This window comes from Streptomyces sparsogenes subsp. cuspidosporus (assembly GCF_039532705.1).
GTDB lineage: Bacteria > Actinomycetota > Actinomycetes > Streptomycetales > Streptomycetaceae > Streptomyces > Streptomyces sparsogenes.
Map to the genome: position 1 here is coordinate 1 of NZ_BAAASD010000065.1, position 21,950 is coordinate 21,950.

General features: G+C 72.6%; 20 protein-coding genes and 1 pseudogene. 13 read left to right on the plus strand and 8 right to left on the minus strand.

All coding sequences use genetic code 11. The features are described 5' to 3' along the window. The 3 genes and pseudogenes from ABFY07_RS39800 to ABFY07_RS39810 form a co-directional block, all read left to right on the plus strand. Positions 1–172: pseudogene (locus tag ABFY07_RS39800) on the plus strand (flavodoxin-dependent (E)-4-hydroxy-3-methylbut-2-enyl-diphosphate synthase); the annotation flags it as partial. Between the two features lie 22 nt (positions 173–194). Next, positions 195–2,189: a 1-deoxy-D-xylulose-5-phosphate synthase gene (gene dxs / locus ABFY07_RS39805; RefSeq protein WP_346179146.1), complete on the plus strand. Its 1,995-nt coding sequence runs from the start codon at positions 195–197 to the stop codon at positions 2,187–2,189. Further along, complete coding sequence (locus ABFY07_RS39810; RefSeq protein WP_346179147.1) at positions 2,186–3,586, plus strand: aspartate aminotransferase family protein; 1,401 nt, start codon at positions 2,186–2,188, stop codon at positions 3,584–3,586. The genes dxs and ABFY07_RS39810 overlap by 4 nt, the downstream gene beginning before the upstream one ends. 64 nt (positions 3,587–3,650) lie before the next feature. Here ABFY07_RS39810 and ABFY07_RS39815 read toward each other — a convergent pair whose 3' ends face one another. Further along, positions 3,651–4,463: a tyrosine-protein phosphatase gene (locus ABFY07_RS39815; RefSeq protein WP_065965930.1), complete on the minus strand. Its 813-nt coding sequence runs from the start codon at positions 4,461–4,463 to the stop codon at positions 3,651–3,653. Between the two features lie 180 nt (positions 4,464–4,643). Between ABFY07_RS39815 and ABFY07_RS39820 the strand changes: the two genes are divergently transcribed. Further along, positions 4,644–6,749, plus strand: a complete 2,106-nt coding sequence (locus tag ABFY07_RS39820; RefSeq protein ID WP_346179148.1) for an alpha-galactosidase — start codon at positions 4,644–4,646, stop codon at positions 6,747–6,749. A 79-nt stretch (positions 6,750–6,828) separates the two neighbouring features. Then, positions 6,829–7,647 (plus strand): SGNH/GDSL hydrolase family protein, encoded by an 819-nt coding sequence (locus ABFY07_RS39825; protein WP_065965932.1) that lies wholly within the window; start codon positions 6,829–6,831, stop codon positions 7,645–7,647. Between the two features lie 108 nt (positions 7,648–7,755). On the opposite strand, the gene ABFY07_RS39830 is transcribed toward ABFY07_RS39825, so the two are convergent. After that, the gene (locus ABFY07_RS39830; RefSeq protein WP_346179149.1) at positions 7,756–8,196 is read right to left on the minus strand and encodes an ATP-binding protein; all 441 of its coding nucleotides are present in this window, start codon (positions 8,194–8,196) and stop codon (positions 7,756–7,758) included. A gap of 136 nt (positions 8,197–8,332) precedes the next feature. Here ABFY07_RS39830 and ABFY07_RS39835 point away from each other — a divergent pair, with 136 nt between their 5' ends. Both ABFY07_RS39835 and ABFY07_RS39840 read left to right on the plus strand, forming a co-directional pair. After that, entirely contained in the window at positions 8,333–9,199 is an 867-nt protein-coding gene (locus tag ABFY07_RS39835; protein WP_065965934.1) for a helix-turn-helix domain-containing protein, read from the plus strand. Between the two features lie 3 nt (positions 9,200–9,202). Continuing rightward, positions 9,203–9,454 (plus strand): DUF397 domain-containing protein, encoded by a 252-nt coding sequence (locus ABFY07_RS39840; RefSeq protein WP_065965935.1) that lies wholly within the window; start codon positions 9,203–9,205, stop codon positions 9,452–9,454. 33 nt (positions 9,455–9,487) lie between these two features. Here ABFY07_RS39840 and ABFY07_RS39845 read toward each other — a convergent pair whose 3' ends face one another. The 6 genes from ABFY07_RS39845 to ABFY07_RS39870 form a co-directional block, all read right to left on the minus strand. Next, entirely contained in the window at positions 9,488–10,402 is a 915-nt protein-coding gene (locus ABFY07_RS39845) for an STM4011 family radical SAM protein (protein WP_346179150.1), read from the minus strand. A 10-nt stretch (positions 10,403–10,412) separates the two neighbouring features. Continuing rightward, complete coding sequence (locus tag ABFY07_RS39850; RefSeq protein WP_346179151.1) at positions 10,413–11,813, minus strand: STM4012 family radical SAM protein; 1,401 nt, start codon at positions 11,811–11,813, stop codon at positions 10,413–10,415. Then, on the minus strand, positions 11,810–12,613 hold the full coding sequence (locus ABFY07_RS39855) for an STM4013/SEN3800 family hydrolase (protein WP_346179167.1): 804 nt from the start codon (positions 12,611–12,613) through the stop codon (positions 11,810–11,812). The genes ABFY07_RS39850 and ABFY07_RS39855 overlap by 4 nt, the downstream gene beginning before the upstream one ends. 7 nt (positions 12,614–12,620) lie before the next feature. Then, complete coding sequence (locus ABFY07_RS39860) at positions 12,621–13,814, minus strand: STM4014 family protein (RefSeq protein ID WP_346179152.1); 1,194 nt, start codon at positions 13,812–13,814, stop codon at positions 12,621–12,623. Continuing rightward, on the minus strand, positions 13,795–14,772 hold the full coding sequence (locus ABFY07_RS39865; RefSeq protein WP_346179153.1) for an STM4015 family protein: 978 nt from the start codon (positions 14,770–14,772) through the stop codon (positions 13,795–13,797). Before ABFY07_RS39865 ends, ABFY07_RS39860 begins: the two co-directional genes overlap by 20 nt. 64 nt (positions 14,773–14,836) lie before the next feature. Next, positions 14,837–15,808: an STM4015 family protein gene (locus tag ABFY07_RS39870; protein WP_346179154.1), complete on the minus strand. Its 972-nt coding sequence runs from the start codon at positions 15,806–15,808 to the stop codon at positions 14,837–14,839. A 227-nt stretch (positions 15,809–16,035) separates the two neighbouring features. On the opposite strand from ABFY07_RS39870, the gene ABFY07_RS39875 reads away from it, so the two are divergent. The 6 genes from ABFY07_RS39875 (at position 16,036) to ABFY07_RS39900 (ending at position 21,906) form a co-directional block, all read left to right on the plus strand. Further along, complete coding sequence (locus ABFY07_RS39875; RefSeq protein WP_065965941.1) at positions 16,036–16,362, plus strand: hypothetical protein; 327 nt, start codon at positions 16,036–16,038, stop codon at positions 16,360–16,362. Between the two features lie 104 nt (positions 16,363–16,466). Further along, on the plus strand, positions 16,467–17,681 hold the full coding sequence (locus ABFY07_RS39880) for a DUF6745 domain-containing protein (RefSeq protein WP_346179168.1): 1,215 nt from the start codon (positions 16,467–16,469) through the stop codon (positions 17,679–17,681). Between the two features lie 245 nt (positions 17,682–17,926). Further along, a complete protein-coding gene (locus ABFY07_RS39885) occupies positions 17,927–18,760 on the plus strand; it encodes a glycoside hydrolase family 19 protein (protein WP_346179155.1) in 834 nt (277 codons plus the stop codon). A 113-nt stretch (positions 18,761–18,873) separates the two neighbouring features. Beyond that, entirely contained in the window at positions 18,874–20,115 is a 1,242-nt protein-coding gene (locus tag ABFY07_RS39890; RefSeq protein ID WP_346179156.1) for an MBL fold metallo-hydrolase, read from the plus strand. 177 nt (positions 20,116–20,292) lie between these two features. Next, complete coding sequence (locus tag ABFY07_RS39895) at positions 20,293–21,177, plus strand: chitosanase (protein WP_346179157.1); 885 nt, start codon at positions 20,293–20,295, stop codon at positions 21,175–21,177. Positions 21,178–21,504: 327 nt separating this feature from the next. Further along, on the plus strand, positions 21,505–21,906 hold the full coding sequence (locus tag ABFY07_RS39900; protein WP_065965945.1) for a hypothetical protein: 402 nt from the start codon (positions 21,505–21,507) through the stop codon (positions 21,904–21,906). The last annotated feature ends 44 nt before the right edge of the window (positions 21,907–21,950 follow it).

Sequence of the window (21,950 nt, forward strand, 5' to 3'; positions counted from 1 at the left end):
GGGGGTGGCCTCGGGCAATGGGAAGGGGCAGATCTTCGTCAAGGGTGAGGTGATCAAGACCGTGCCCGAGTCGAAGATCGTGGAGACCCTGATCGACGAGGCCATGAAGATCGCCGAACAGATGGAGGACGACGGGGCCCTCTCGGGTACCCCCCAGGTCACCGTGGACTGATACACAAGGAGGGGATCCGCGCATGCCACTGCTGGAGAGTGTCCGGGGCCCGGGCGATCTCAAGCCGCTGACCGAAGAGCAACTCGCCGAACTCGCCGGGGAGATCCGCGAGTTCCTGATCCACGCGGTGGCCAGAACCGGCGGCCACCTCGGTCCCAACCTCGGCGTCGTCGAACTGTCCATAGCCCTGCACCGCGTCTTCGACTCGCCCGTGGACCGCATCCTGTGGGACACCGGCCACCAGTCCTACGTCCACAAGCTGCTCACCGGCCGTCAGGACTTCTCCAAGCTCCGCGGCAAGGGCGGCCTGTCCGGCTATCCCTCGCGCGCCGAGTCCGAGCACGACGTCATCGAGAACAGCCACGCCTCCACCGTGCTCGGCTGGGCCGACGGCCTGGCCAAGGCCAACGAGGTCCTCGGCCGCACCGACCGGCATGTCGTCGCCGTCATCGGCGACGGCGCGCTGACCGGCGGCATGGCCTGGGAGGCGCTCAACAACATCGCCGCCGCCCGGGACCGCCCGCTGATCATCGTCGTCAACGACAACGAGCGCTCGTACGCGCCCACCATCGGCGGCCTCGCCAACCACCTCGCCACCCTCCGTACCACCGACGGCTACGAGCGCTTCCTGGCCTGGGGCAAGGACGTGCTGGAGCGCACGCCCGTGGTCGGCCGGCCGCTGTACGAGTCGCTGCACGGCGCCAAGAAGGGCTTCAAGGACGCCTTCGCGCCCCAGGGCATGTTCGAGGACCTGGGGTTGAAGTACCTCGGCCCCATCGACGGACACGACATCGCGGCCGTGGAGTCGGCGCTGCGCCGCGCCCGGCGCTTCAGCGGCCCGGTCCTGGTCCACTGCCTCACCGAGAAGGGCCGCGGCTACCGGCCCGCGCTGGAGGACGAGGCCGACCGCTTCCACACGGTCGGCGCCATGGACCCGCTCACCTGCGCGCCGCTGGCACCCTCCGGCGGTCGCTCGTGGACCTCGGTGTTCGGCGAGGAGATGGTGCGGATCGGGGCCGACCGCCCCGACGTGGTCGCGCTCACCGCGGCGATGCTTGACCCGGTCGGGCTCACCGAGTTCGCCCGGGCGTATCCGGAGCGGGTGTGGGACGTCGGCATCGCCGAACAGCACGCCGCGGTCTGCGCCGCGGGGCTCGCGACCGGCGGGCTGCACCCGGTCGTCGCCGTCTACGCCACCTTTCTCAACCGGGCGTTCGACCAGGTGCTGATGGACGTCGCGCTGCACAAGTGCGGGGTGACCTTCGTCCTGGACCGGGCGGGTGTCACCGGCACCGACGGGCCCAGCCACAACGGCATGTGGGACATGTCCATGCTGCAGGTGGTGCCGGGCCTGCGGATCGCCGCCCCGCGCGACGCGGACCAGCTCCGCGCCCAGCTGCGCGAGGCCCTCGACGTGGACGACGCGCCCACCGTGGTCCGGTTCCCCAAGGAGTCGGTGGGCGAGCCCGTCCCGGCGCTCGCCCGCGTCGGCGGCATGGACGTGCTGCGGCACGGCGGGCCCGAGCCGGCGGACCGGGGCGGCGGCGGTGATGTGCTGCTCGTGGTGGCCGGGGCGATGGCGCGGGTCGGCCTGGAGGCCGCCGAGCTGCTGGCCGAGCGCGGCATCGGCGCCACGGTCGTCGACCCGCGCTGGGTCAAGCCCGTCGACCCCGCCCTGCCCGGGCTCGCGGCCCGCCACCGCGCGGTGGCCGTCGTCGAGGACAACAGCCGCACCGGCGGGGTGGGGACGGCGGTCGCGCAGGCGCTGCGCGACGCCGAGGTGGATCTGCCGGTGCGCGCCTTCGGGATCCCCGAGGCGTTCCTGCCGCACGCCAAGCGCGGGGAGGTGCTGGCCGACATCGGGCTCACCCCGGCGGAGATAGCGGGCCGGATCGGGGCGGCCCTGGCCCGTATCGACGCCCCCGTCCCCGCCGTCGTCACCACCCCGGGCGCCGAGCGGCCCGCGGCCGGCGCCCGGCCGGCCCCGCCCGCGGCCCGCAAGGAGAAGGACGCATGACAGCAGCCGAGCAGCGATCGGGCTTCGACCTCGGGAAGCTCCTGACCGAGCGCGGGTCGGAGCGGTACGAGCTGCACGCCCGGTACCTCAACCACCAGCTGCCCCGCATGCTGCGCACCATCGGCTTCGACAAGGTCTACGAGCGTGCCGAGGGCGCGTACTTCTGGGACGCCGAGGGCCGGGACTACCTCGACATGCTCGCCGGCTTCGGGGTGATGGGCCTGGGCCGCCACCACCCCGTCGTCCGCAAGGCGCTGCACGACGTGCTGGACGCCGAGCTGGCCGACCTGACCCGCTTCGACTGCCAGCCGCTGCCCGGCCTGCTCGCCGAGCGGCTGCTGAGCCACGCCCCCCACCTGGACCGGGTCTTCTTCGGCAACAGCGGCACGGAGGCGGTGGAGACCGCCCTGAAGTTCGCCCGGTACGCCACGGGCAAGCCACGCGTGCTGTACTGCGCCCACGCCTTCCACGGCCTGACGACCGGTTCGCTGTCGGTCAACGGGGAGGACAGCTTCCGCAAGGGGTTCGCCCCGCTGCTGCCGGACACGGCGATCCCGCTGGGGGACCTGGCGGCGCTGGAGCGGGAGCTGAGGCGCGGCGATGTGGCCGGCCTCGTCGTCGAGCCGATCCAGGGCAAGGGCGTCCACGAGACCCCGCCCGGCTTTCTGCGCGCCGCCCAGGACCTGCTGCGCGGACACAAGGCGCTCCTGATCGCCGACGAGGTGCAGACGGGGCTCGGCCGGACCGGGGACTTCTTCGCCTATCAGCACGAGCCGGGCGTGGAGCCGGACCTGGTGTGCGTGGCCAAGGCCCTGTCGGGCGGATATGTGCCCGTCGGCGCGACCCTCGGCAAGGACTGGATCTTCAAGCGCGTCTATTCGTCGATGGACCGGGTGCTGGTCCACTCCGCGAGCTTCGGCGCCAACGCTCAGGCGATGGCGGCGGGCCTGGCCGTGCTCGCGGTGATGGAGGACGAGAAGGTCGTGGAGAACGCGCGGCGGACCGGCGACCTGCTGCGCACCCGCCTGGCCGCGCTGGTGGACCGCTATGAGCTGCTCCACGAGGTGCGCGGCCGCGGGCTGATGATCGGCATCGAGTTCGGCAAGCCGGTCTCGCTGGGGCTGCGCAGCCGCTGGACGATGCTGCAGGCGGCGCGCAAGGGGCTGTTCGCGCAGATGGTGGTGGTGCCGCTGCTGCAGCGGCACCGCATCCTCACCCAGGTCTCCGGCGATCACCTGGAGGTCATCAAGCTGATTCCGCCGCTGATCATCGGGGAGCGGGAGGTGGACCGCTTCGTCGAGGCGTTCACGGCCGTCATGGAGGACGCCCACGGGGGCGGCGGGCTGATGTGGGACTTCGGGCGGACGCTCGTCAAGCAGGCGATGGCGGGCCGCTGACCGCCCCGGCCGGCCGCGGCGCCCACCGGCGCACGCGGCCCGCCCGGGGCCGGCCCCGGGCGGCTCAGCCGGCGAGCAGCCGCTCGCGCAGTCGCTCCCGCTTGGCCGGGTCGAGCCCGAGTCCCCGCCTGAGATAGGTGTCGGTGTCGCCCCAGGTCTCCTCGATGGCCGTGAAGGCGGCCGCCAGATACTCGGCGCGGGCGTCGAACAGCGGGGTGAGCAGCGCCATCACCTCGGGGGACATGCCGTCCTGCGCGTGGGCGGCGCGCCAGACCTTGTAGCGGCGGTGGACGGCGGACGACTCCAGGTAGTCGGCCTCGATGGCGTCCCGCTCCACCCCGAGGGCCAGCAGGGTGATCGCGATCGACAGGCCGGCGCGGTCCTTGCCGGCCGAACAGTGCATCAGCGCGGGCGCGCTGCCGTCCGCGAGCTCGTCGAGCACCCGGCCGTGCTCGGCGGTCCGGGTGGTGATGATCAGCCGGTAGGAGGCGGTCATCCGCTGCTCCGCCCGCCCCTCGCCGAGCATCTCGCGCAGGGTGGCCAGATCGCCCTCGCGGACCATGGTCCAGAACCCGGCGCCGTCGGCCGGGTCGGACAGCGGGAGATTGACGGTCCGTACGCCGGTGAGCGTCACATCCGGCCCCTCCAGCTTGATGTCGGCGGAGTTGCGGAAGTCGAAGACGGTGTGCAGCCCCAGGGAGTCGAGGAAGGCCGTGTCGCTGTCGGTGGCGTGGGCCAGATGGCCGCTGCGGAACAGCACGCCGGGCCCCACCCGCCGTCCGTCGACGGTCGGCAGGCCGCCCACGTCGCGGAAGTTGCGCACCCCCGTCAGCTCGGGCTCCCCGGTCGACGGGACCTGCGGCGTCTGCTGCGTCACGGGCGTTCCTTCGGGCTCGGCCGCCGGTGCCGCTCGTCGGCGCGGCGGGCTGTGCTGACCATACGACACGGGTAGGCGGAAGCGGTCGGGCGGCGGTCGGCCGGTTCGCGGCGCCCGGGCATTGCGCGCCGGGTCCGCTGCCCCGATGATGTTGCGGTCTGTGCGGAATTGGGGAGAGTGATGATCGAAATCGGTGGGAGCGGTCGGGTCTGGCTGCTGTCGGGACGGCGGAGCAGCTATGCGCTGCACCTCACGGACCAAGACGAACTGCTTCACCTCCACTGGGGCCCGCGCATAGCGCTCCCGGACGCGGAGGCGCTCGCGCTGGAGCCCTTGCCCCCCTCCTGGGGCTTTGAATCCCCCCTGGACGGGCGCGAGGAGTATCCGGTGGAGGGCGGGCCCCGCTTCGCGCGCCCCGCCCTGTCGGTGCGGTCGCAGGACGTCCGGGGCACCGAGTGGCGCTTCGAGCGGGGCGTGGTCACCGAGTCCGGGGACGAACTGCGGCTCCACTTCCACGACCCCCTGCACCACCTCGCCCTCACCCTCCACTACCGGATGCGCGACGACCACGACGTGATCGAGCGCTGGACCACCGCCACCCACGCGGGCGGCCCGGACGACGCCCCGCTGGAGCTGCTGCGCGTCGACTCCGCCGCCTGGTCCCTCCCGGCGCGCGACCGCTGGCGGCTGACGCACCTGTACGGGCGCTGGGCCGCCGAGAGCCGGGTGGCGCGCACCGACCTCACGCCCGGCGAGAAGGTGCTCGGCAGCCGCCGCGGCCACACCAGCCACCAGCACCTGCCCTGGATAGCCCTGGACGACGGCGAGGCCACCGAGGAGCACGGCGAGGTGCGCAGCGTCGCGCTCGCCTGGTCCGGGTCCTGGCGGATCGCCGTGCAGCAGCTGGCCACCGGCGAGGTGCAGACGGTCGGCGGCGTCGGCCACGACGACTCGGGCCAGCTGACCCTGGCGCCCGGCGAGTCCTTCACCACTCCCGTCTTCGCCGGGCTGTGGACCGACGGCGGCTTCGGCGCCGCCAGCCGCGGCTGGCACGCCTGGCAGCTGGCCCATGTGATCCCCGGCGCCGACCGGCACCGGCCGGTGCTCTACAACTCCTGGGAGGCGACGTTCTTCGACGTCGGCGAGGAGCAGCAGCGCGGGCTCGCCCGCCGCGCCGCCGAGCTGGGCGTGGAGCTGTTCGTCGTCGACGACGGCTGGTTCGGGGCGCGCACCGACGACCGCGCCGGGCTGGGCGACTGGACCCCCAACCCGGACCGCTTCCCCGGCGGGCTGAAGCCGCTCGCGGACGAGGTGCGCGCCCTGGGCATGCAGTTCGGCATCTGGGTCGAGCCGGAGATGGTCAACGCCGACAGCGACCTCTACCGGGCCCACCCCGACTGGGTGCAGCACCACCCCGGCCGTACCCGCACCGAGTTCCGCAATCAGCTGGTGCTCAACCTCGCCCGCCCCGAGGTGCGCGAGCACCTGTACGAGCGGCTGGACGCGCTGCTGTCCGACGCGCCCATCGACTATGTGAAATGGGACTTCAACCGGTCGTTCACGGACGCGGGGTGGCCCGGCGACCCGTACCCCCAGCGGCTGTGGATCGAGCATGTGCGGGGGTTCTACGAACTCCTGGAGCGGCTGCGGGCCGCGCACCCGAACGTCGCCTTCGAGTCCTGCTCGGGCGGCGGCGGCCGGATCGACCTGGGCGTCCTCGGCCTCACCGACCAGGTGTGGACCTCGGACAACACCGACCCGTTGGACCGGCTGGCCATCCAGCACGGCTTCAGCCAGCTGCACCCGGCCCGCGTCATGGCCGCCTGGGTCACCGACACCCCCAACTCCCTGGGCAGCGAGCGGGTCACCTCGCTGCGCTTCCGCTTCATCAGCTCGATGGCCGGGGTGCTGGGGGTGGGCGGCGACCTGAGCCGCTGGAGCGAGTCGGAACTCGCCGAGGCCCGCGACTGGGTGGCGCTCTACAAGAGCGTCCGCCCCGTCGTCCAGCACGGCGAGCTGTACCGGCTGCGGCCGCCGGGGGACGGCGGGCTCACCGCGGTGCAGTACGTGCGCGGCGAGGAGACCGTGGTGCTGGCCTGGCTGCACGCCCAGAGCCTCGGCGACCGGCAGCCTCCGCTGCGGCTGCGCGGCCTCGACCCCGAGGGCCGGTACGAGGACCTGGCGACCGGCGAGGTCCACCGGGGGGCCGTGCTGACCCACCGCGGCCTGGCGACCGGGCTGCGCCGCGACCTGGACGCCGCCGTATTCCACCTTCGGCGAATCTGACCGGGTGGGATAGATCACCCCTCGTCAACCCCTGCCTACGGTGGCGTAGGTCACTCGTCAGGGTGGAGGATGTCCGGACGTGGCAGACGATGTGAAGAGACTCAAGAGTGGCGTGATCGGGTCGTACGCAGCCATCGGGGACAGCTTCACCGAGGGCGTCGGCGATCCGGGTCCCGAGGGCGCGTTCGTCGGCTGGGCGGACCGGCTGGCCGTCCTGCTCTCCGACCGGCATGCCGGGGGCGGGCCCGCCCCCGGCGAGGAGCAGGCCCCGTTCCGCTACGCCAATCTCGCGGTGCGGGGCCGGCTCCTCGACCAGATCGTCGAGGAGCAGGTCCCGCGCGCCAGGGAACTCGGGCCCGATCTGGTGACCTTCTGCGCGGGCGGCAACGACATCCTGCGGCCCGGCTGCGACCCCGACGACGTCGCCGAGCGGTACGAGGCGGCCGTCGCCCAACTCACCGCCCGCGTGGACACGGTGCTGCTGTGCACCGGGTTCGACACGCGCGGCGTACCGGTGCTGCGCCATCTGCGCGGCAAGATCGCCACCTACACGGCCCATGTGCGGGCGATCGCCGACCGGTACGGGTGCCCGGTGCTCGACCTGTGGTCGCTGCGCTCCGTCCAGGACCGGCGGGCCTGGAGCCAGGACCGGCTGCACCTGTCACCGGACGGGCACACCCGGGTCGCGCTGCGCGCCGCCCAGGTGCTCGGCCTGGAGGTGCCGGCCGACCCGGACCAGCCCTGGCCGGCGGAGGGCCCGCGCACGGCCGCCGAGGTGCGCCGGGACAATCTGCACTGGGCGCGCGAATACCTGGTGCCCTGGATCGGCCGGCGGCTGCGCGGGGAGTCCTCCGGCGACCACGTGGAACCCAAGCGGCCGGACCTGCTGCCGCTGTGACCCCGAGGGCCCCGGGGGGGGCGAAGCGCCGCGCGGCCTCCCGAAACGAGAAACGGCGGCGAACCGCGGCGAACGGCGAGAGCGCCGCGGGGCCGCGTCGGCGGGGGACTACACCAGGTAGGCCCACACGGCGCGGCCCGTGCCGCGGGCGTCCGGCCTGACGCCCCACGCCTCGGACAGGGCCTCCACCAGCATCAGCCCGCGTCCGCCCTCCTGGTCCACGCTCACCGACCGGGCCTGCGGCTCCGTGCGCGCGCATCCCTGGTCGGCGACCTCCAGCCGCAAGCGCTTGCCCCTGAGCTGCATCATGCACCGGACCTCCTCGCTCGAGGTGTGGCGCACGGCGTTGGTGAACAGCTCGGAGACCACCAACTCGGCGTTGTCGCACATCTCCTGCCCGGCGCCCCATGAGCACAGCCGCAGCACGACCAGCCTTCTCGCCTCCGCGACGGACGTGCTCAGTGCCGGAAGACGAAACGCGTCCTGCAGGCACGGAGCGGAGAGCGAGCCGCCGCGCCCTAACCGGAGAGCCTCATAGGAAGGAGCCACAGCGCCACTATGCTCTGCGCCACTCGCGTATGGCAAGGTTCAGTCTGTAAATTGCAGAATCGAAGAGACAGTCTGTCGCTGAGGCTGAGCGCGTGCCAGACTGCTGCGATGTGAAGGCAGTTGGAGGGGGACGGTAGTGGCGGATGCGCGGGCGGGCGGCGCCCCGACCGTCCTGAGAGTCGTGCTCGGCAAGCGGCTGCAGGACCTCAGGGAGAAGGCCGGGCTGTCGTACGAGCAGGCGGGTCGTGCCCTCGACGTCACCCATGCCACGATCCGCCGCATGGAGAAGGCCGAGGTCGGCCTGAAGCTCCCGTACGTCGAGAAGCTGCTGCGCACGTACGGGGTCACCGACCCGGAGGAGGTCGAGGGGTTCCTCTCCCTCGCACGCGAGGCCAACAAGCCAGGCTGGTGGCACCGCTTCCGGGACGTGCTGCCCGAGTGGTTCAACACCTTCGTCGCCCTGGAGGGCGAGGCGAACCTCATCCGGGCCTATGAGCCGCACTACGTCCCCGGCCTGTTGCAGACCGAGGACTACGCCCGTGCGGTGCTGCGCGCCGGGATGCCCCACGCCCCCGACTCGGAGATCGAGCGCAATGTCGCCCTGCGCATGGAGCGGCAGTCCCTCCTCACCCGCGAGAACCCGCCCATGCTGTGGGTGGTGATGGACGAAACGGTGCTGCGCCGCCCCATCGGCGGGCCCGAGGTCATGCGCGATCAGATCACGCGGCTCATCGAAGCCGTGACGGTGCCCAACGTCAGGTTGCAGATCATGCCGTTCGACGCCGGGCCGCACCCGGCGATGTACGGCCCCTTCCATATCTTCCGGTTCCCGATCCAGGAGCTGCCGGACATCGCGTATACGGAGACGCTCGTCAGCGGCTCCTACTTCGACCAGCGCGATGATGTGTCGTCGTTCCTGGAGGCCTTGGACCGGATGAGTGCGCAGGCCGCGCCTGCACAGACCACTCAGGCCATTCTGAGTGGCATTCGCAAGGAGATCTGACCAATGGATCGCATTCGCAGGGACCGTGTCTACAGCGGAATGCCGGCGACAGACCTCGGTACCGAGGGCTGGCACAAGCCGTGGAGCGGTGGCAACGGGGGAAGTTGCGTCGAGGCGATGAGGCTGACGGACGGACGGGTGGCGCTGCGCCAGTCCACGGATCCGGACGGACCGGCCCTCATCTATACGCACCTGGAGATGAAACGCTTCATCCAGGGCGCGAAAGCCGGCGAAGCGGATTTCCTGCTCGCCTGACACCGCACGATCACCGCCACGATCACCGGACGATCAACGGACGAGGGGAGGCGTGAGGACGGCGGCCTCCACGGCGGGGCGGGGCGTGAACCCCGGGCCCGCGCTCGCGTCGGCCGGAATCCGCTCCAGCACCCCGCCCGCGAACACGTCGTACAGCGGCAGCGACTCCAGGTGCACATACCCGATGTGGCAGTCGCAGACGGCGAGCGGGCAGGCGCGGGGCGCCAGGGCCGCGCGGTACGAGCCGTCGTAGAGGTTGCCCAGCTCCGCACGGACGAAATGGCAGCGGCGCACCGTGCCGTCGCCGTCCACGGAGATCACCGAGGCGCCGGTCCGGCACGGAAGGCCGGCGCTTCGGTGCGGATGGCGGCTGTAGCCGAACAGCGGGTCCAGGGCGGTCCACTCGGCCGCCTCCTCATCCGTGTAGGAGCGCCCCTCGGCGGCGTTCACCCACAGATAGACGTGCTCGGGCAGATCGGCGCGCAGCCGCCGGGCGGGCTCCAGGTGCTCGGGCAGGCCCACGACGCCGACGCTGTGGCGCACCCCGAGCGCCGCCAGCCCGCGGCTCTTGGCCACGAACCGGTCGTACGGCGTCTGGCCCGGGTGGTAGGTGCACCACAGCGCCAGGGTGTCCAGGTCGGCCTGCGCCGTCCAGTCGACGCGGCAGCTCAGGTTCGTCTGGATCGCCACCCGCGCGATGTGCGGCAGCCGGCTGAGCTCGGTCAGCGCGCGCCGGTACCAGGAGCGCACAAGACCCTCGCCCCACGGGGTGAACAGCACCGAGAGCCGGTCGCCCGTGTTCGCCGCGGCCCAGGCCGTGAAGCGCTCCAGCGCGGCCCGGTCGGCGCGCAGCTGCTCGGTGCTGTCGCGCCGCTTGGCGAACGGGCAGTACGGGCAGTCGTAGTCGCACGAGGCCAGCGGGCCCCGGTAGAGGATCGTCAGGTCCACGCCGACCGCCTCACTTCAGCTCGTACGCGGCCATGGCGGCGCGCACCGCGGGGGAGAACAGCTCGGGGCCGACCGCGTCGGAGTGCGCCAGCCCCTCCGGGGAGAGCCGCAGCACACCGGGGGCGGCGTCCGGGTCCAGCCAGCCGCGCTCGGCGAACCGCGTCAGCTCGGCGGGGAAGTCCTCGGCCGGATCGGTGCCGAATCTGGCCCGGTAGCCGGCGACCCGCATGCCCTCCGCCTGGAGGACCGACTGCAGCAGATGGCGCCGGCGGGCCTCGTCGGCGGTCATCGCGCGGCCGACCTCGGCGCGCGCGAAGTCGGCGGCGGGCCGGGAGGTGTAGTCGTCGATGATCCCGCGGATCTCCCGCATGTCCACCGCGTAGTCGAACGAGTAGTGCAGCGCGGAGGTGTACGAGCGGGCCCCGCAGCCGAGACCGACCATGCCGTCCGTCTGGCAGGCGTAGTCCTCCCCGCCGGTCCCGGGGGCGCCGCGGCGGCGGAACATGCGCATCGACACCTGCTCATAGCCCTGGTCGAGCAGATGGTCCCGGCCCGACCGGTACAGCCGCAGCCGCTGGGCGTCCCATTCCGCCTCGCCGGCCGCGCCGCCGAGGCGGCCCAGACCGGTCAGCGGGCGGACGTACAGCGGGTAGAGATACAGCTCCTCGGGGTGCCAGGCCAGGGCGGCGTCCAGCGACCGCCGCCAGCTGTCCTCGGTCTGCCCGTCGATGCCGTAGATCAGGTCGATGTTGAGGACGGGGATGCCGGCGTCCCGGACCCGTCCCAGCGCGGCCTCGACGTCGGCCCGGCGCTGCGGCCGCACCGCCGAGCGCGCCTCGGCGTCCTCGAAGCTCTGCACCCCCAGGCTCAGCCGGGTGGTGCCGCGCTCGGCCAGCACGGCCAGCCGGTCGGCCGTGGCGGTGGCCGGCGAGGCCTCCACCGAGAGCGGAACGGCCGCCAGATCGGCCCCCATCCGCCGTACCGCGATGTCGCACAGCCGCTCCAGCTCGGCCGCCTCCAGGAAGGTCGGGGTGCCGCCGCCGAAGGCCGCCGTGGCGAACCGGGCCCCCTCGCCGAGCGCCTCGCGGACCGTGTCCGCCTGCCGCTCCAGGGCGTCGAGATAGGCGCTCACCAGCCCCTCGGGGGCGCCGACGCGTGTGAAGAGATTGCAGAAGCCACAGCGCACCTCGCAGAACGGGATGTGCAGATACAGGGACAGCGAGTCCTTGGGCTCGGCCGCCCACAGGTCGCGCAGCGCGGGGCGCGGGGTCAGCGGCCGGTAGGCGGTCTTGTGCGGGTACGCGTAGACGTACGACTGGTAGGGGCGGACCGGCGCGGCGGCGCCGCCGCCGGTGGTCCCGGTGCCGGCGGTGTTGATGGTGCCGGTGGTGCCGGTGGTGCTGGTGCTCATGAGGCCTCGAGGAAGAAGTGGGTGTACGGCACGGTCCAGACGACTTCATGGCCGAGCCGGTGGCCCGTGTAGCCGTCGTCTCCGTATGCCGTGCCGTGGTCGGAGCAGACGATCGCGAAGCCGGGGCCGCGGCCGCTCATCGCGGAGAACAGCCGGTCGATGTGGCGGTCGACGTACTCCAGCGCGGCCGCGTGGGTGGCGCGCGAGTCGCCCGCCTCGCGGGTCGCGCCCGGCAGATGGAACCAGTTGGGCTGGTGCAGCGCCGAGACATTGACGAAGAGGAACAGCCGACGGTCCCGCGGCAGCCCGGCGATGACCTTCTCGGCGCACGCGACCTGCGCCTCGAAGGAGGTGGGGGACGCCACCCCGAACTCCGGCTCCCAGTGGCTCTCCTGGAAGAGGCCGGGCAGCACCGAGCCCAGCGGGCCCCGCTTGTTGAAGAACCCCACGCCGCCCACGCACACCGTGTGATACCCGGCGGCCGCGAGCCCGGACACCAGGTCCGGGGTGTCGAACACATAGGTGCCCCCGGCGGTGGTCTCGCTGCCCGCGAACCGGGCGGCGAACAGCCGCCGGTGCGGACCGGGCGCCGCCGGCGTGGGCAGGAACCCGGCGAAGATCGCCTGGTGCGAGGCATAGGTGAAGCTGCCGGGGGCGTGCCGCCTGTCCCACATCCCGCCGGGCAGCCGGCTCGCCAGACGGGGGATCCGCCCCTCGGCGGCGAGCTCGGCCGCCACGTCGTAGCGCAGCGTGTCCAAGGTGACCAGCAGCAGATCGTGGCTTCCCACGATCCCGTTCATGTCGGGCTCAGCCAACGGCATCGGTGCCACCCCCTCCCGTCGTTCCGCCCGCGGCGGACTCGCGCCGCCGGACCACGGCCGCGACCTGCGCGCCGTAGGTGTCCAGGCCCTCCGCGCCGCTGCCGGGCAGGCCGGTCAGCCGGGGCAGCAGATCGCCGAAGGCGTTGACCTCGCCGACCGAGAAGCTACGCCATCCGGTGCCCGGCAGCAGATCGACGCCCACGCACAGCGTGCCCGGGAAACAGGCCGCCGCCCGCTCCGCCAGACCCAGCACCTCCTGCCACGGCACCCCGGCCGCCTCCGCCGCGGCGCGCGCGGCGGCCAGGTCCCCGCGGATGCCGCCGAGGTGGAGGTTGGTCATGGGCGAGCGGCTGGTGCGCACCACGGCGTGGGTCGCCCGCCCGTCGACCACCACCACCCGCAGGTCGGCGGCGCGCCCGTCCTGCGCGGCCTTGGGCACCCAGCGCTCGATGTGCAGCCCGTCGGGGGCGAGCGCGTCGACGATCGCGGCGATCTCCGCCTCCGTCTCGTACCGGCGCACCCGCAGGGAGTTGAACAGCAGCCCGTCGGCCGTGCGCTCGACCGAGGTGGCCGCCCGCACCCGGCCGTGGGCCCCCGCCTCCACGGCGAGCACCCCGGAGGCGGACGAGCCGTGCGCGAGCTTCACGAAGGCGCGGCGCAGCCCGCCGGAGCCGGCCAGCAGCGCCCGTACGTCGTCCCAGCCGCGGACCGGCGGCGCCTTCGGCCCGGAGGTCGGCGACGGCGGCACCGACACCCCCGCCTCGCTCAGCACGCCGTGGCACAAACGCTTGTCGAACACCACGGCCAGCTCGTCCGGGTCGTCCAGCACCGTCGCGCCCGCCGCCCGGGCGGCCTCGGCCACCTGGCGCGCGGCGCCGGTGAACCGGGCGTACCAGCGCGCGGTGCCCTCGACGCGGGTCGGGTCGGCGGTGCCGCGCAGCAGCAGCTCCACCTCGTCGTCCTCGCCCGGGGAGTCCAGCCGCACGACCTCGCCCGGCTCGAACCGGGGGCTGCTGGCCACCAGCACCTCGCGCCAGGGCAGCACCCGGGGCTCGGGCAGTCCCGCCGCCCGCACGGCGTCGGAGAACATCTCCACCCGGCGGCCCCCCGGATTGCCGACCACCGCGAAGCGCACCCCGCGCCCCGCCTCCCGGCTCACCTCATTCGGAGACGGCGACATAGCGGAACTCCTCGTCACTGTTGTCCCACCTCCGCACCTCCTGCGGCTCCGAGAGGTCCACCTCGACCCCGCTGGGCTCCAGCTCCTCACGCACCCGCTGCGCCAGCTTCTCGCTCAGGTAGTGGTGGTGGAGGTCGAGCGCCTCGAGGTGGGTCAGCGGCTGGCCCGCGAGCAGGGCTTCGGCGCCGGCGTCGGTCAGCGTGCCCATGGACAGGGCGAGGGAGGTGAGCTGGGCGACCACGGGGGCGGCGGCGACGGCGGCGGCGATCTCGTCCTGGATCTCGCTGTTCTGCAGGCCCAGATGGCGCAGTTTCGGGAAGCGGCCGCCGGCCAGCAGCGGCGCCAGGTCGGCGAGGGTCGTGTCACCCCCGTAGCTCTCCACCCCCAGCCACAGCGCGAGGTGTTCCAGCCGGGGCAGCTCGCTGTCGCAGACGGCCCGGACGATGTCGGCGGGCAGACCGCCGGACTCGAACCGCAGCGTCCGCAGCCGCTCGTGGCGTACGGGGCGGAGCGTCAGCGGGTCCTCCTCCCCGGACCCGTAGCCGCAGCCGCGCACCACCAACTCCTCGAGCAGCGGATACGCCTCGACCACGGGCGTGACGTCACTCATCTGCAGCCAGGACACCTCGCACTCCTCGGCCACCACATCGCCGAGGAACAGCGACCGCAGCGCCGGCAGCCGTCCGGCCGACTCCACCAGCAGCTCGAACACCGGCCGCACCGTGTCGTAATCGCCGTCGCCCCACCAGGAGCCGATGACGATCGCGCGGACCCGGTCCGCCGGGACAATCTCCAGGAATTCCCGCCACAGCTGCTCGAAGGGCCGCTCGTCGTCCCAGCCGCAGGCCAGTCGCCAGGCGACGGCGTCGGCGGGCGGCAGATCGGTGGCGTCGGTCCCGGAGGTGGCGAAGTCGGCGACGGGGAGACCCGCGAAGGACTCCAGGTTTTCGCTGATCATGAGGCGGTGCGGTCCTTTCGGTGGTCGTGGCGGGCGGCGGTCCTGGCCTCGGGGCGCGGGGCCGTCACTCGGCGACCGCGGTGTAACGCCATGTCTCGCCGTCTCCGTCCTCGTCCTCGTCCTCCTCCTCTTCGCCCTTCTCGGAGAGGTCGAGCTCCACGCCCGACGGCTCCAGGGCCTCCCGCAGCCGCTGCTCCATCGCCTCGGAGAGGAAGTTGTAGTGCAGGTCGAGCGAGGCCAGGTGGGTCAGCGGCTGGCCGCCCAGCAGCGCCTCGGCGCCCGCGTCGGTCAGCAGGCCCATGGCCAGGCTGAGGGAGGTGAGCTGGGCGACGACGGGCGCGGTGGCGACGGCGGCGGCGATCTCGTCCTGGATCTCGCTGTTCTGCAGGCCCAGGTGGCGCAGCGCGGGGAAGCGGCTGCCCGCGAGGAGGCCGCCGAGGTCCGCCACGGTGGCGTCGCCCCCGTACTCCTCCACCCCCAGCCACATCTCCAGCCGCTCCAGCGCCGGCAGCTCGCTCTCGCCGACGCCGCGCACCACCCGGCCCGGCAGGCCGCCGGTCTCGAAGCGGAGCGTGCGCAGGTGCTCATGGCGGACGGCGGGGAAGGCGAGCTTCGTGCCGCCGCGTATGCCGAGTTCCCGCAGCCCGGGGAAGGCGTGGAGCACCGGGGTGACGTCGGACTGCTCGATCCAGGAGATCTCGGCCTCCTCCGCTTCGATGTCGCCGATGAACAGGGCCTCCAGGGAGGCCAGCCGGTCCTTGGCGGCGACGAGCGGCTCGATGACCGTGCTGGAGTCGCACCCGTACGACTCGCCCCAGATGCCGAAGATCAGCGCCCGTACGCGGGAGGTGTCCACCGTGTCCAGGAACCGCTGGAAGCGCTCGGCGAAGCTCTTCTCCTCCTCCCTGGCGTACGGGTTGTGGGAGATCCGCCAGGCCACGGCCTCCGGCTCCGGCAGCTCCCTCTTCTCACCGGGCGCGGGGAAGTCGAAGGCCGGGAGGCCGTGCAGTTCCGTGAGGTGTGCGGCGTAGTCCATGGCGCTGGTCTCCAGATGCGTTCGGGCGGAGCCGCCCGGTGACGAATGGCGTGCGAAGAGTTCTACCAAGCGCCACCGACAGCGGTGTCGGCGGGCGTTGTCGGACGGCGTCGGTGGGCGTTGTTGTCAGACCCCGCCCCTAACGTCGTGGACATCGAGACCGGCCCCCGTGCGAACGGCGGGCCCGACGCGCCATGCCGTGAACATGCCGTGAAAGGGGAAGACACATGTACCGACAGGGGGATGTCCTGATCGTGCCGGTGGCCGAGGAGGCGCTGCCGCCGAACACCGAGGCGCTGCCGCGGCAGCCGAGGGACGCGCGGGGGCGGCTTGTGCTGGCGCTGGGGGAGGTCACCGGACACGCCCACGCGGTGGTCGGGCCGGGCACGCTGGTGCGCGAGTCGGGGCCGTTCGGCGTCTCGTACCTGCATCTGCCGGACGGCGGGCGGGTGGTCCACGAGGAACACGCGGCGATACCGCTGCCCAAGGGGTGGTACCGCGTGGTGCGGCAGCGGGAGTACGTGCCGGGCGCCGTGCGCGTCGTGGCGGACTGAGACCGGGGGCGGACAGCATGACGACGGCATCGGACACCAGGAAAGACACCGGGGACATCGTGAACACGGACACCGCGAGCACCGGCACCGCGAGCACCGGCACCATGAGCACCGACGCCCCACCCACCGGCACCACGCACACCGGCACCACGGGTGTCGTCGAGCGGTGGCGGGCGGTGGCCGCGGCCACGGGCCCGGCCGACCGCGGGGCCGCGGAGGCCGGGGTGCGGCTGGCCTATGACGCGGCCGGGCTGCCGCGGCCGGAGCGGATCGTGTGGGTCGGCTCCCCGCTGGAGGGCACGGCGGCCGCCCTGCTGCTGGCCGGCCAGGGCGACATCCTGCCGGGGGAGATCGCCGACCGGGCGGCCGGCGCGCTGCGCGCGGCCGGGGTCGAGCCGGTGGCGGGCGCGGCGGGCGCGTCCGTGCGCGAGGCGGTGCGCACCCTGCCGTGGGCGGCGGCCCGACAGCGGCTGCACGCCGCGCTCGGCGGCTCCGGCTGGGCCGAGCGGTGGGCCCTGATGGGGGCGCCGCTGTGGGACACCACCCGCTCCCTCACCGAGCGCGTCCGGACCGGAGTCGTCGAGGCATTGACGGCACAGCCGGACCAGGGCGGGGACCAGGACCGGGGCCGGGATCAGGACCAGGACCGGGACAGGAGCCGGGCGCGGGACCGGGAGGCGGCCGTCCGGCTCGCCATGCTGGACGCGGTGCTGGGCCAGCACGACGCCCCGTGGCTCGCGGCCGTGGCCGGGGAAGGCGACGCCGGCGCGGACGCCGGGGAGTCGGCCGGACCGGCCGCGGTGGCGCGGGCCGCCGGCTGGTGGTGGCCGTACGAGAAGGCCGTGGTCATCGCCGAGCGGCCGCTGGAGCTCCACCGCGACGAGGCGGGCCGCCTCGACCGCGGCGACGGACCCGCCCTGGCCTACCCCGACGGCTTCGCGCTGTACGCGTGGCGGGGCATGCCGGTGCCCGCCGCCTTCCTGGAGCAGTTGTCCCAGCTCACCCCCGAGCGCATCCGCACCGAGGAGAACGCGGAGCTGCGCCGCGTCATGCTGGAGCACTACGGCTACGACCGCTATCTCGAGGAGTCCGGGGCGCGGCCGGTGCACCGCGACGAGACCGGGGTGCTGTGGCGCATCGCGATGGCCGGGGACGAGCCGGTGACGATGGTGGAGGTGGTCAACTCCACGCCCGAGCCGGACGGGACCCACCGCACGTACTGGCTGCGCGTGCCGCCGCGTACCCGTACCGCCCGGGAGGGCGTCGCCTGGACCTTCGGCCTGGAGGCGGACGGATACGCCCCGGAGCGCGAGACCTGATCCGCCGGCGGGCGGGCGGCGAGGTGGCGGCCGGCGGAGGCGGGTCAAGGCCCCCGGGGCCGGGCGGTGGGGGAGCGGCCGGATGAAACTGGTCACTCCCCTACGAGGTTTGGTCTGGACCTTGACTGGTATAGACCAAGCCGCTTGAGTGTTCTCAAGTCCCCCCTGAAGGAGGAGCCTTGAGAGGAAAACGCATACGGGCCTGTCTCGCGGCCGCCGCGGCCGCCTGTGCTCTGCTGTTTGTCATGCCCATGGCTTCCGCCTCCGCAGCCCCCGCGGCCCCCGCGGCCTGTTCCTATCCGGACTGGGTCGCCGGCAAGTGGTATGTGGCGGGCGACATCGTGAGGTACACCGACGGCAGGTACTACCGCGCCGAACACGACAATCCGGGCTACGACCCGACCATCAGCACCTGGTACTGGGATCCGTACGACTGCGGCTCCGGAAACCCGAACCCCACCGGCTTCGTGGTGAGCGAGGCCCAGTTCAACCAGATGTTCCCGAACCGCAACGGGTTCTACACCTACCAGGGCCTGACCGCCGCCCTGAGCGCCTACCCCGGCTTTGCTCACACCGGCAGCGACACTGTCAAGAAGCAGGAGGCGGCCGCCTTCCTGGCCAACGTCAGCCACGAGACCGGCGGCCTGGTGCACATCGTGGAGCAGAACCAGGCCAATTACCCGCACTACTGCGACTGGAACCGGCCCTACGGCTGCCCGGCGGGCCAGGCCGCGTACTACGGGCGCGGGCCCATCCAGCTCAGCTGGAACTTCAACTACAAGGCGGCGGGCGACGCGCTCGGCATCGACCTGCTGAACAACCCCTGGCTGGTCGAGCGGGACGCCGCGGTCTCCTGGAAGACCGCCCTGTGGTACTGGAACACCCAGACCGGACCGGGCACCATGACCCCGCACGACGCGATGGTCAACCAGCGGGGCTTCGGCGAGACCATCCGCAGCATCAACGGCAGCATCGAGTGCAACGGCGGAAACCCCGGCCAGGTGCAGAGCCGCATCGACGCCTACCGGAGGTTCGTCCAGATCCTCGGAACCACCCCAGGATCCAACCTGAGCTGCTGACCCCCGGAACAACGTCACCGGTCTCGCGAGTTGTCCAAGCAGCGCGGCGCGCGGCGCCGCGCTGCCACACCGCAGACCGTACGGGGCGATCCGCCCCTTCCTCAGGAGGTGCCGTGACCGGCTCCAGCCACAAACGCGCCCGGCTCGCCGCCGCCCTGCGCCCCGCCGCCTTCGGGGCGGACCCGGCCGGGGAGCGGATGGAGCGCATCCGCCGGTCGCCGAACTTCTCGGGCGGCGTGTTCGTGAACCCGGTGGGCGCCCGCACCACGCCGTCCGGCTCCATGCTGAAGTTCCTCCCCACGTACTTCCGCAAGGAGGACCGGGTCCGCCGCGCCCCCGCCGCCCCCGTGCCCGTGCACCCCACCACCGTCGCCGACCTCGCCGTGCCGCCCGCCTCCGGGCTGCGGCTGACCTGGATGGGGCACTCGACCGTGCTGGCGGAGATCGACGGGCGCCGGGTGCTGTTCGACCCGGTGTGGGGCGAGCGCTGCTCGCCCTTCTCCTTCGCCGGCCCCAAGCGGGTCCACCCGGTGCCGGTGCCGCTGCGCGCCCTGGGACCGGTCGACGTGGTGGTGATCTCCCACGACCACTACGACCACCTGGACATGCCGACCATCCGGGCCCTGGTGCGGACGGAGACGCACTTCGTGGTGCCGCTGGGTGTCGGCGCGCACCTGGAGCGCTGGGGAGTGCCCGAGCGGCGGATGACCGAGCTGGACTGGCACGAGTCGACGGAGGTGGCCGGGCTGCGGCTCACCGCCACCCCGGCCCGCCACTTCTGCGGCCGCGCCCTGCGCAACACCCAGCACACCCTGTGGGCCTCCTGGGTGGTGGCCGGGCCGGAGCACCGGGTCTACCACAGCGGGGACACCGGATACTTCCCCGGCTTCGCGGACATCGGGGAGGCGTACGGCCCCTTCGACGCGACCATGATCCAGATCGGTGCCTACAGCGAGTTCTGGCCCGACATCCACATGCTCCCCGAGGAGGGCGTGCGGGCCCACGCCGACCTCCAGGGCGGCGAGCCCGGCCGGGGCATCATGCTCCCGATCCACTGGGGCACCTTCAACCTCGCCCCCCACCCGTGGGACGAGCCGGCCGAGGGCACGGTGACCGCCGCGCGCGCGGCCGGCACACGGGTGCCCGTCCCGCGCCCCGGCGCCCCCTTCGAGCCGGCGGCCGGCCTGCCGCTGGACCCGTGGTGGCGGTCGATCGCGGCCCGGCCGGCGACGGGCGCGGTGGCCGCCGCCGCGGTCACGCCCCAGGCGCCGGGCCGGGGCGCACCGACTCCGGGCGGCGGCCCGGGCGACCAGCCCGAGGGACCCGGCGCCGCGCTCCCCGTCCCCCAGGCGTAGGGTCCCCGGGGGCCGCGCCCTCGACGGCGCGGCCCCTGTCCTCGCTTCTTTGTTCCCGGCTCTTGTCGCGGGCATGGCATGCTCGGTTGAATGGTTAGGAAAGGTTCCTAACGGATCGTCGCTGTGACGACGACCCGCGCGCGCCTCCCCCACAGTCGACAAGGAACGGAGATCCACATGCCCAAGAGGATCGCCCTCGCGGCCGCCGCCGTCGCCATCCCGGCGGCACTCGTCCTCATCGGCGTCGGAATCGGCCAGGCCGCCGACCAGACGCCGCCGGTCTCCCACCAGGCCGCGAACCACGCCGGGAAGCAGGCGGCCGGAAAGGCGGAGCGCCGGGCGGCCGCGGTGAAGAACCTGGACGATCCCGCCAAGAAGGAGATCGCCATGAAGCTGGTCTCCAGCGCCGAGAACTCCTCGCTGGACTGGCGGGCGCAGTTCAAGTACATCGAGGACATAGACGACGGGCGCGGCTACACCGCCGGGATCATAGGCTTCTGCTCGGGCACCGGCGACATGCTCGAACTCGTCGAGTACTACACGCAGGTCAAGCCCGGAAACGTACTGGCCAAGTACCTGCCGGCGCTGCGCAAGGTCAACGGCAGCGACTCGCACGCCGGTCTCGACCCCGACTTCACCAAGGACTGGAAGACCGCCGCCAAGGACAAGGCGTTCCAGGACGCCCAGGAACACGAGCGCGACCGGGTCTACTTCAACCCGTCGGTCAGCCGGGGCAAGGCCGACGGGCTGGGCACGCTGGGCCAGTTCATCTACTACGACGCGATCGTCATGCACGGCCCCGGCGACAGCAAGTACAGCTTCGGCGGCATCCGCAAGACCGCCATGTCGCGGGCCAAGACCCCGGCACAGGGCGGCGACGAGAAGACGTACCTCCACGCCTTCCTGGACGCCCGCAAGAAGGCCATGCAGAGCGAGGAAGCGCACAGCGACACCAGCCGGGTGGACACCGAGCAGCGGAAGTTCCTCAACGAGGGCAACCTCGGGCTCGAACCCCCGCTGAAGTGGAAGGTGTACGGCGACCCGTACCAGATCGACTCCTGACCCTCCGCCCCGTTCGGTCCGGGCGGTACGACGGCCAAGGCCGCCCGGATCTCCGGCGCTCAAATGGACGGGGGAAGGGGCGAGTTACAGGGCGGTGTCGAACAGCTCCAGCGCGGTGTCGGTGGTGCGCCAAGGCCGTCGCGACGTGCGGAGCATCACGTGGGCACCACGACTTTTACACATTGACCATCGTTGTTGCCTCCTCCTATATTCACGGCGACAACCACGCAGCACGCAGACGTGCGGCGCTCAACTCCCTGTCGGAACAGGGCGTTGGCGTGAGCCCCCGGGCACACTGCTTCGCTGTGTTTCTTCTTGGGAAGTGACATGAAGTTCCGCAAGACCCTCAGCGCGTTCGCCGTGGCCGTCGCCGCGGCAGGAGCGTCCCTGCTCACCGCCCCCTCCGCCAGCGCCGCCGACTGGTGGGACTACCAGATGCACACCAACGACAGCGACCCGGGCGGCCGTGTCCGCTTCAAGATGAACGGCGACGTCGTTGAGCTGTGCGACATCGAGGCGGACGGCTGGAAGGTCAAGCTGACGATCGTCCACGGCTTCACCGGCAACGTGGTCGACCGCATGGACGTGGGCGGCAACGGCAACTGCGTCACCCACAGCGCCTCCAACGGTCACAACCTGACCGAGGGTCAGCACTACTACTTCCAGATCTACCTCAGCAAGGACGGCACCCCGCTGGACTACGACGACTCGTCGGACTGGATCGCCTAGCCGACGCCTCGTCTCCGTCTTTTCTCTTTCCCGATCGGCCCGTC

Excerpts from the sequence above, each read along its gene's own strand:
- dxs (WP_346179146.1), top strand. The coding sequence starts at position 195 with ATGCCACTGCTGGAGAGTGTCCGGGGCCCGGGCGATCTCAAGCCGCTG.
- ABFY07_RS39810 (WP_346179147.1), top strand. The coding sequence starts at position 2,186 with ATGACAGCAGCCGAGCAGCGATCGGGCTTCGACCTCGGGAAGCTCCTG.
- ABFY07_RS39820 (WP_346179148.1), top strand. The coding sequence starts at position 4,644 with ATGATCGAAATCGGTGGGAGCGGTCGGGTCTGGCTGCTGTCGGGACGG.
- ABFY07_RS39840 (WP_065965935.1), top strand. The coding sequence starts at position 9,203 with ATGGATCGCATTCGCAGGGACCGTGTCTACAGCGGAATGCCGGCGACA.
- ABFY07_RS39850 (WP_346179151.1), bottom strand. The coding sequence starts at position 11,813 with ATGAGCACCAGCACCACCGGCACCACCGGCACCATCAACACCGCCGGC.
- ABFY07_RS39855 (WP_346179167.1), bottom strand. The coding sequence starts at position 12,613 with ATGAACGGGATCGTGGGAAGCCACGATCTGCTGCTGGTCACCTTGGAC.
- ABFY07_RS39860 (WP_346179152.1), bottom strand. The coding sequence starts at position 13,814 with ATGTCGCCGTCTCCGAATGAGGTGAGCCGGGAGGCGGGGCGCGGGGTG.
- ABFY07_RS39865 (WP_346179153.1), bottom strand. The coding sequence starts at position 14,772 with ATGATCAGCGAAAACCTGGAGTCCTTCGCGGGTCTCCCCGTCGCCGAC.
- ABFY07_RS39870 (WP_346179154.1), bottom strand. The coding sequence starts at position 15,808 with ATGGACTACGCCGCACACCTCACGGAACTGCACGGCCTCCCGGCCTTC.
- ABFY07_RS39875 (WP_065965941.1), top strand. The coding sequence starts at position 16,036 with ATGTACCGACAGGGGGATGTCCTGATCGTGCCGGTGGCCGAGGAGGCG.
- ABFY07_RS39880 (WP_346179168.1), top strand. The coding sequence starts at position 16,467 with ATGAGCACCGACGCCCCACCCACCGGCACCACGCACACCGGCACCACG.
- ABFY07_RS39885 (WP_346179155.1), top strand. The coding sequence starts at position 17,927 with ATGCCCATGGCTTCCGCCTCCGCAGCCCCCGCGGCCCCCGCGGCCTGT.
- ABFY07_RS39895 (WP_346179157.1), top strand. The coding sequence starts at position 20,293 with ATGCCCAAGAGGATCGCCCTCGCGGCCGCCGCCGTCGCCATCCCGGCG.
- ABFY07_RS39900 (WP_065965945.1), top strand. The coding sequence starts at position 21,505 with ATGAAGTTCCGCAAGACCCTCAGCGCGTTCGCCGTGGCCGTCGCCGCG.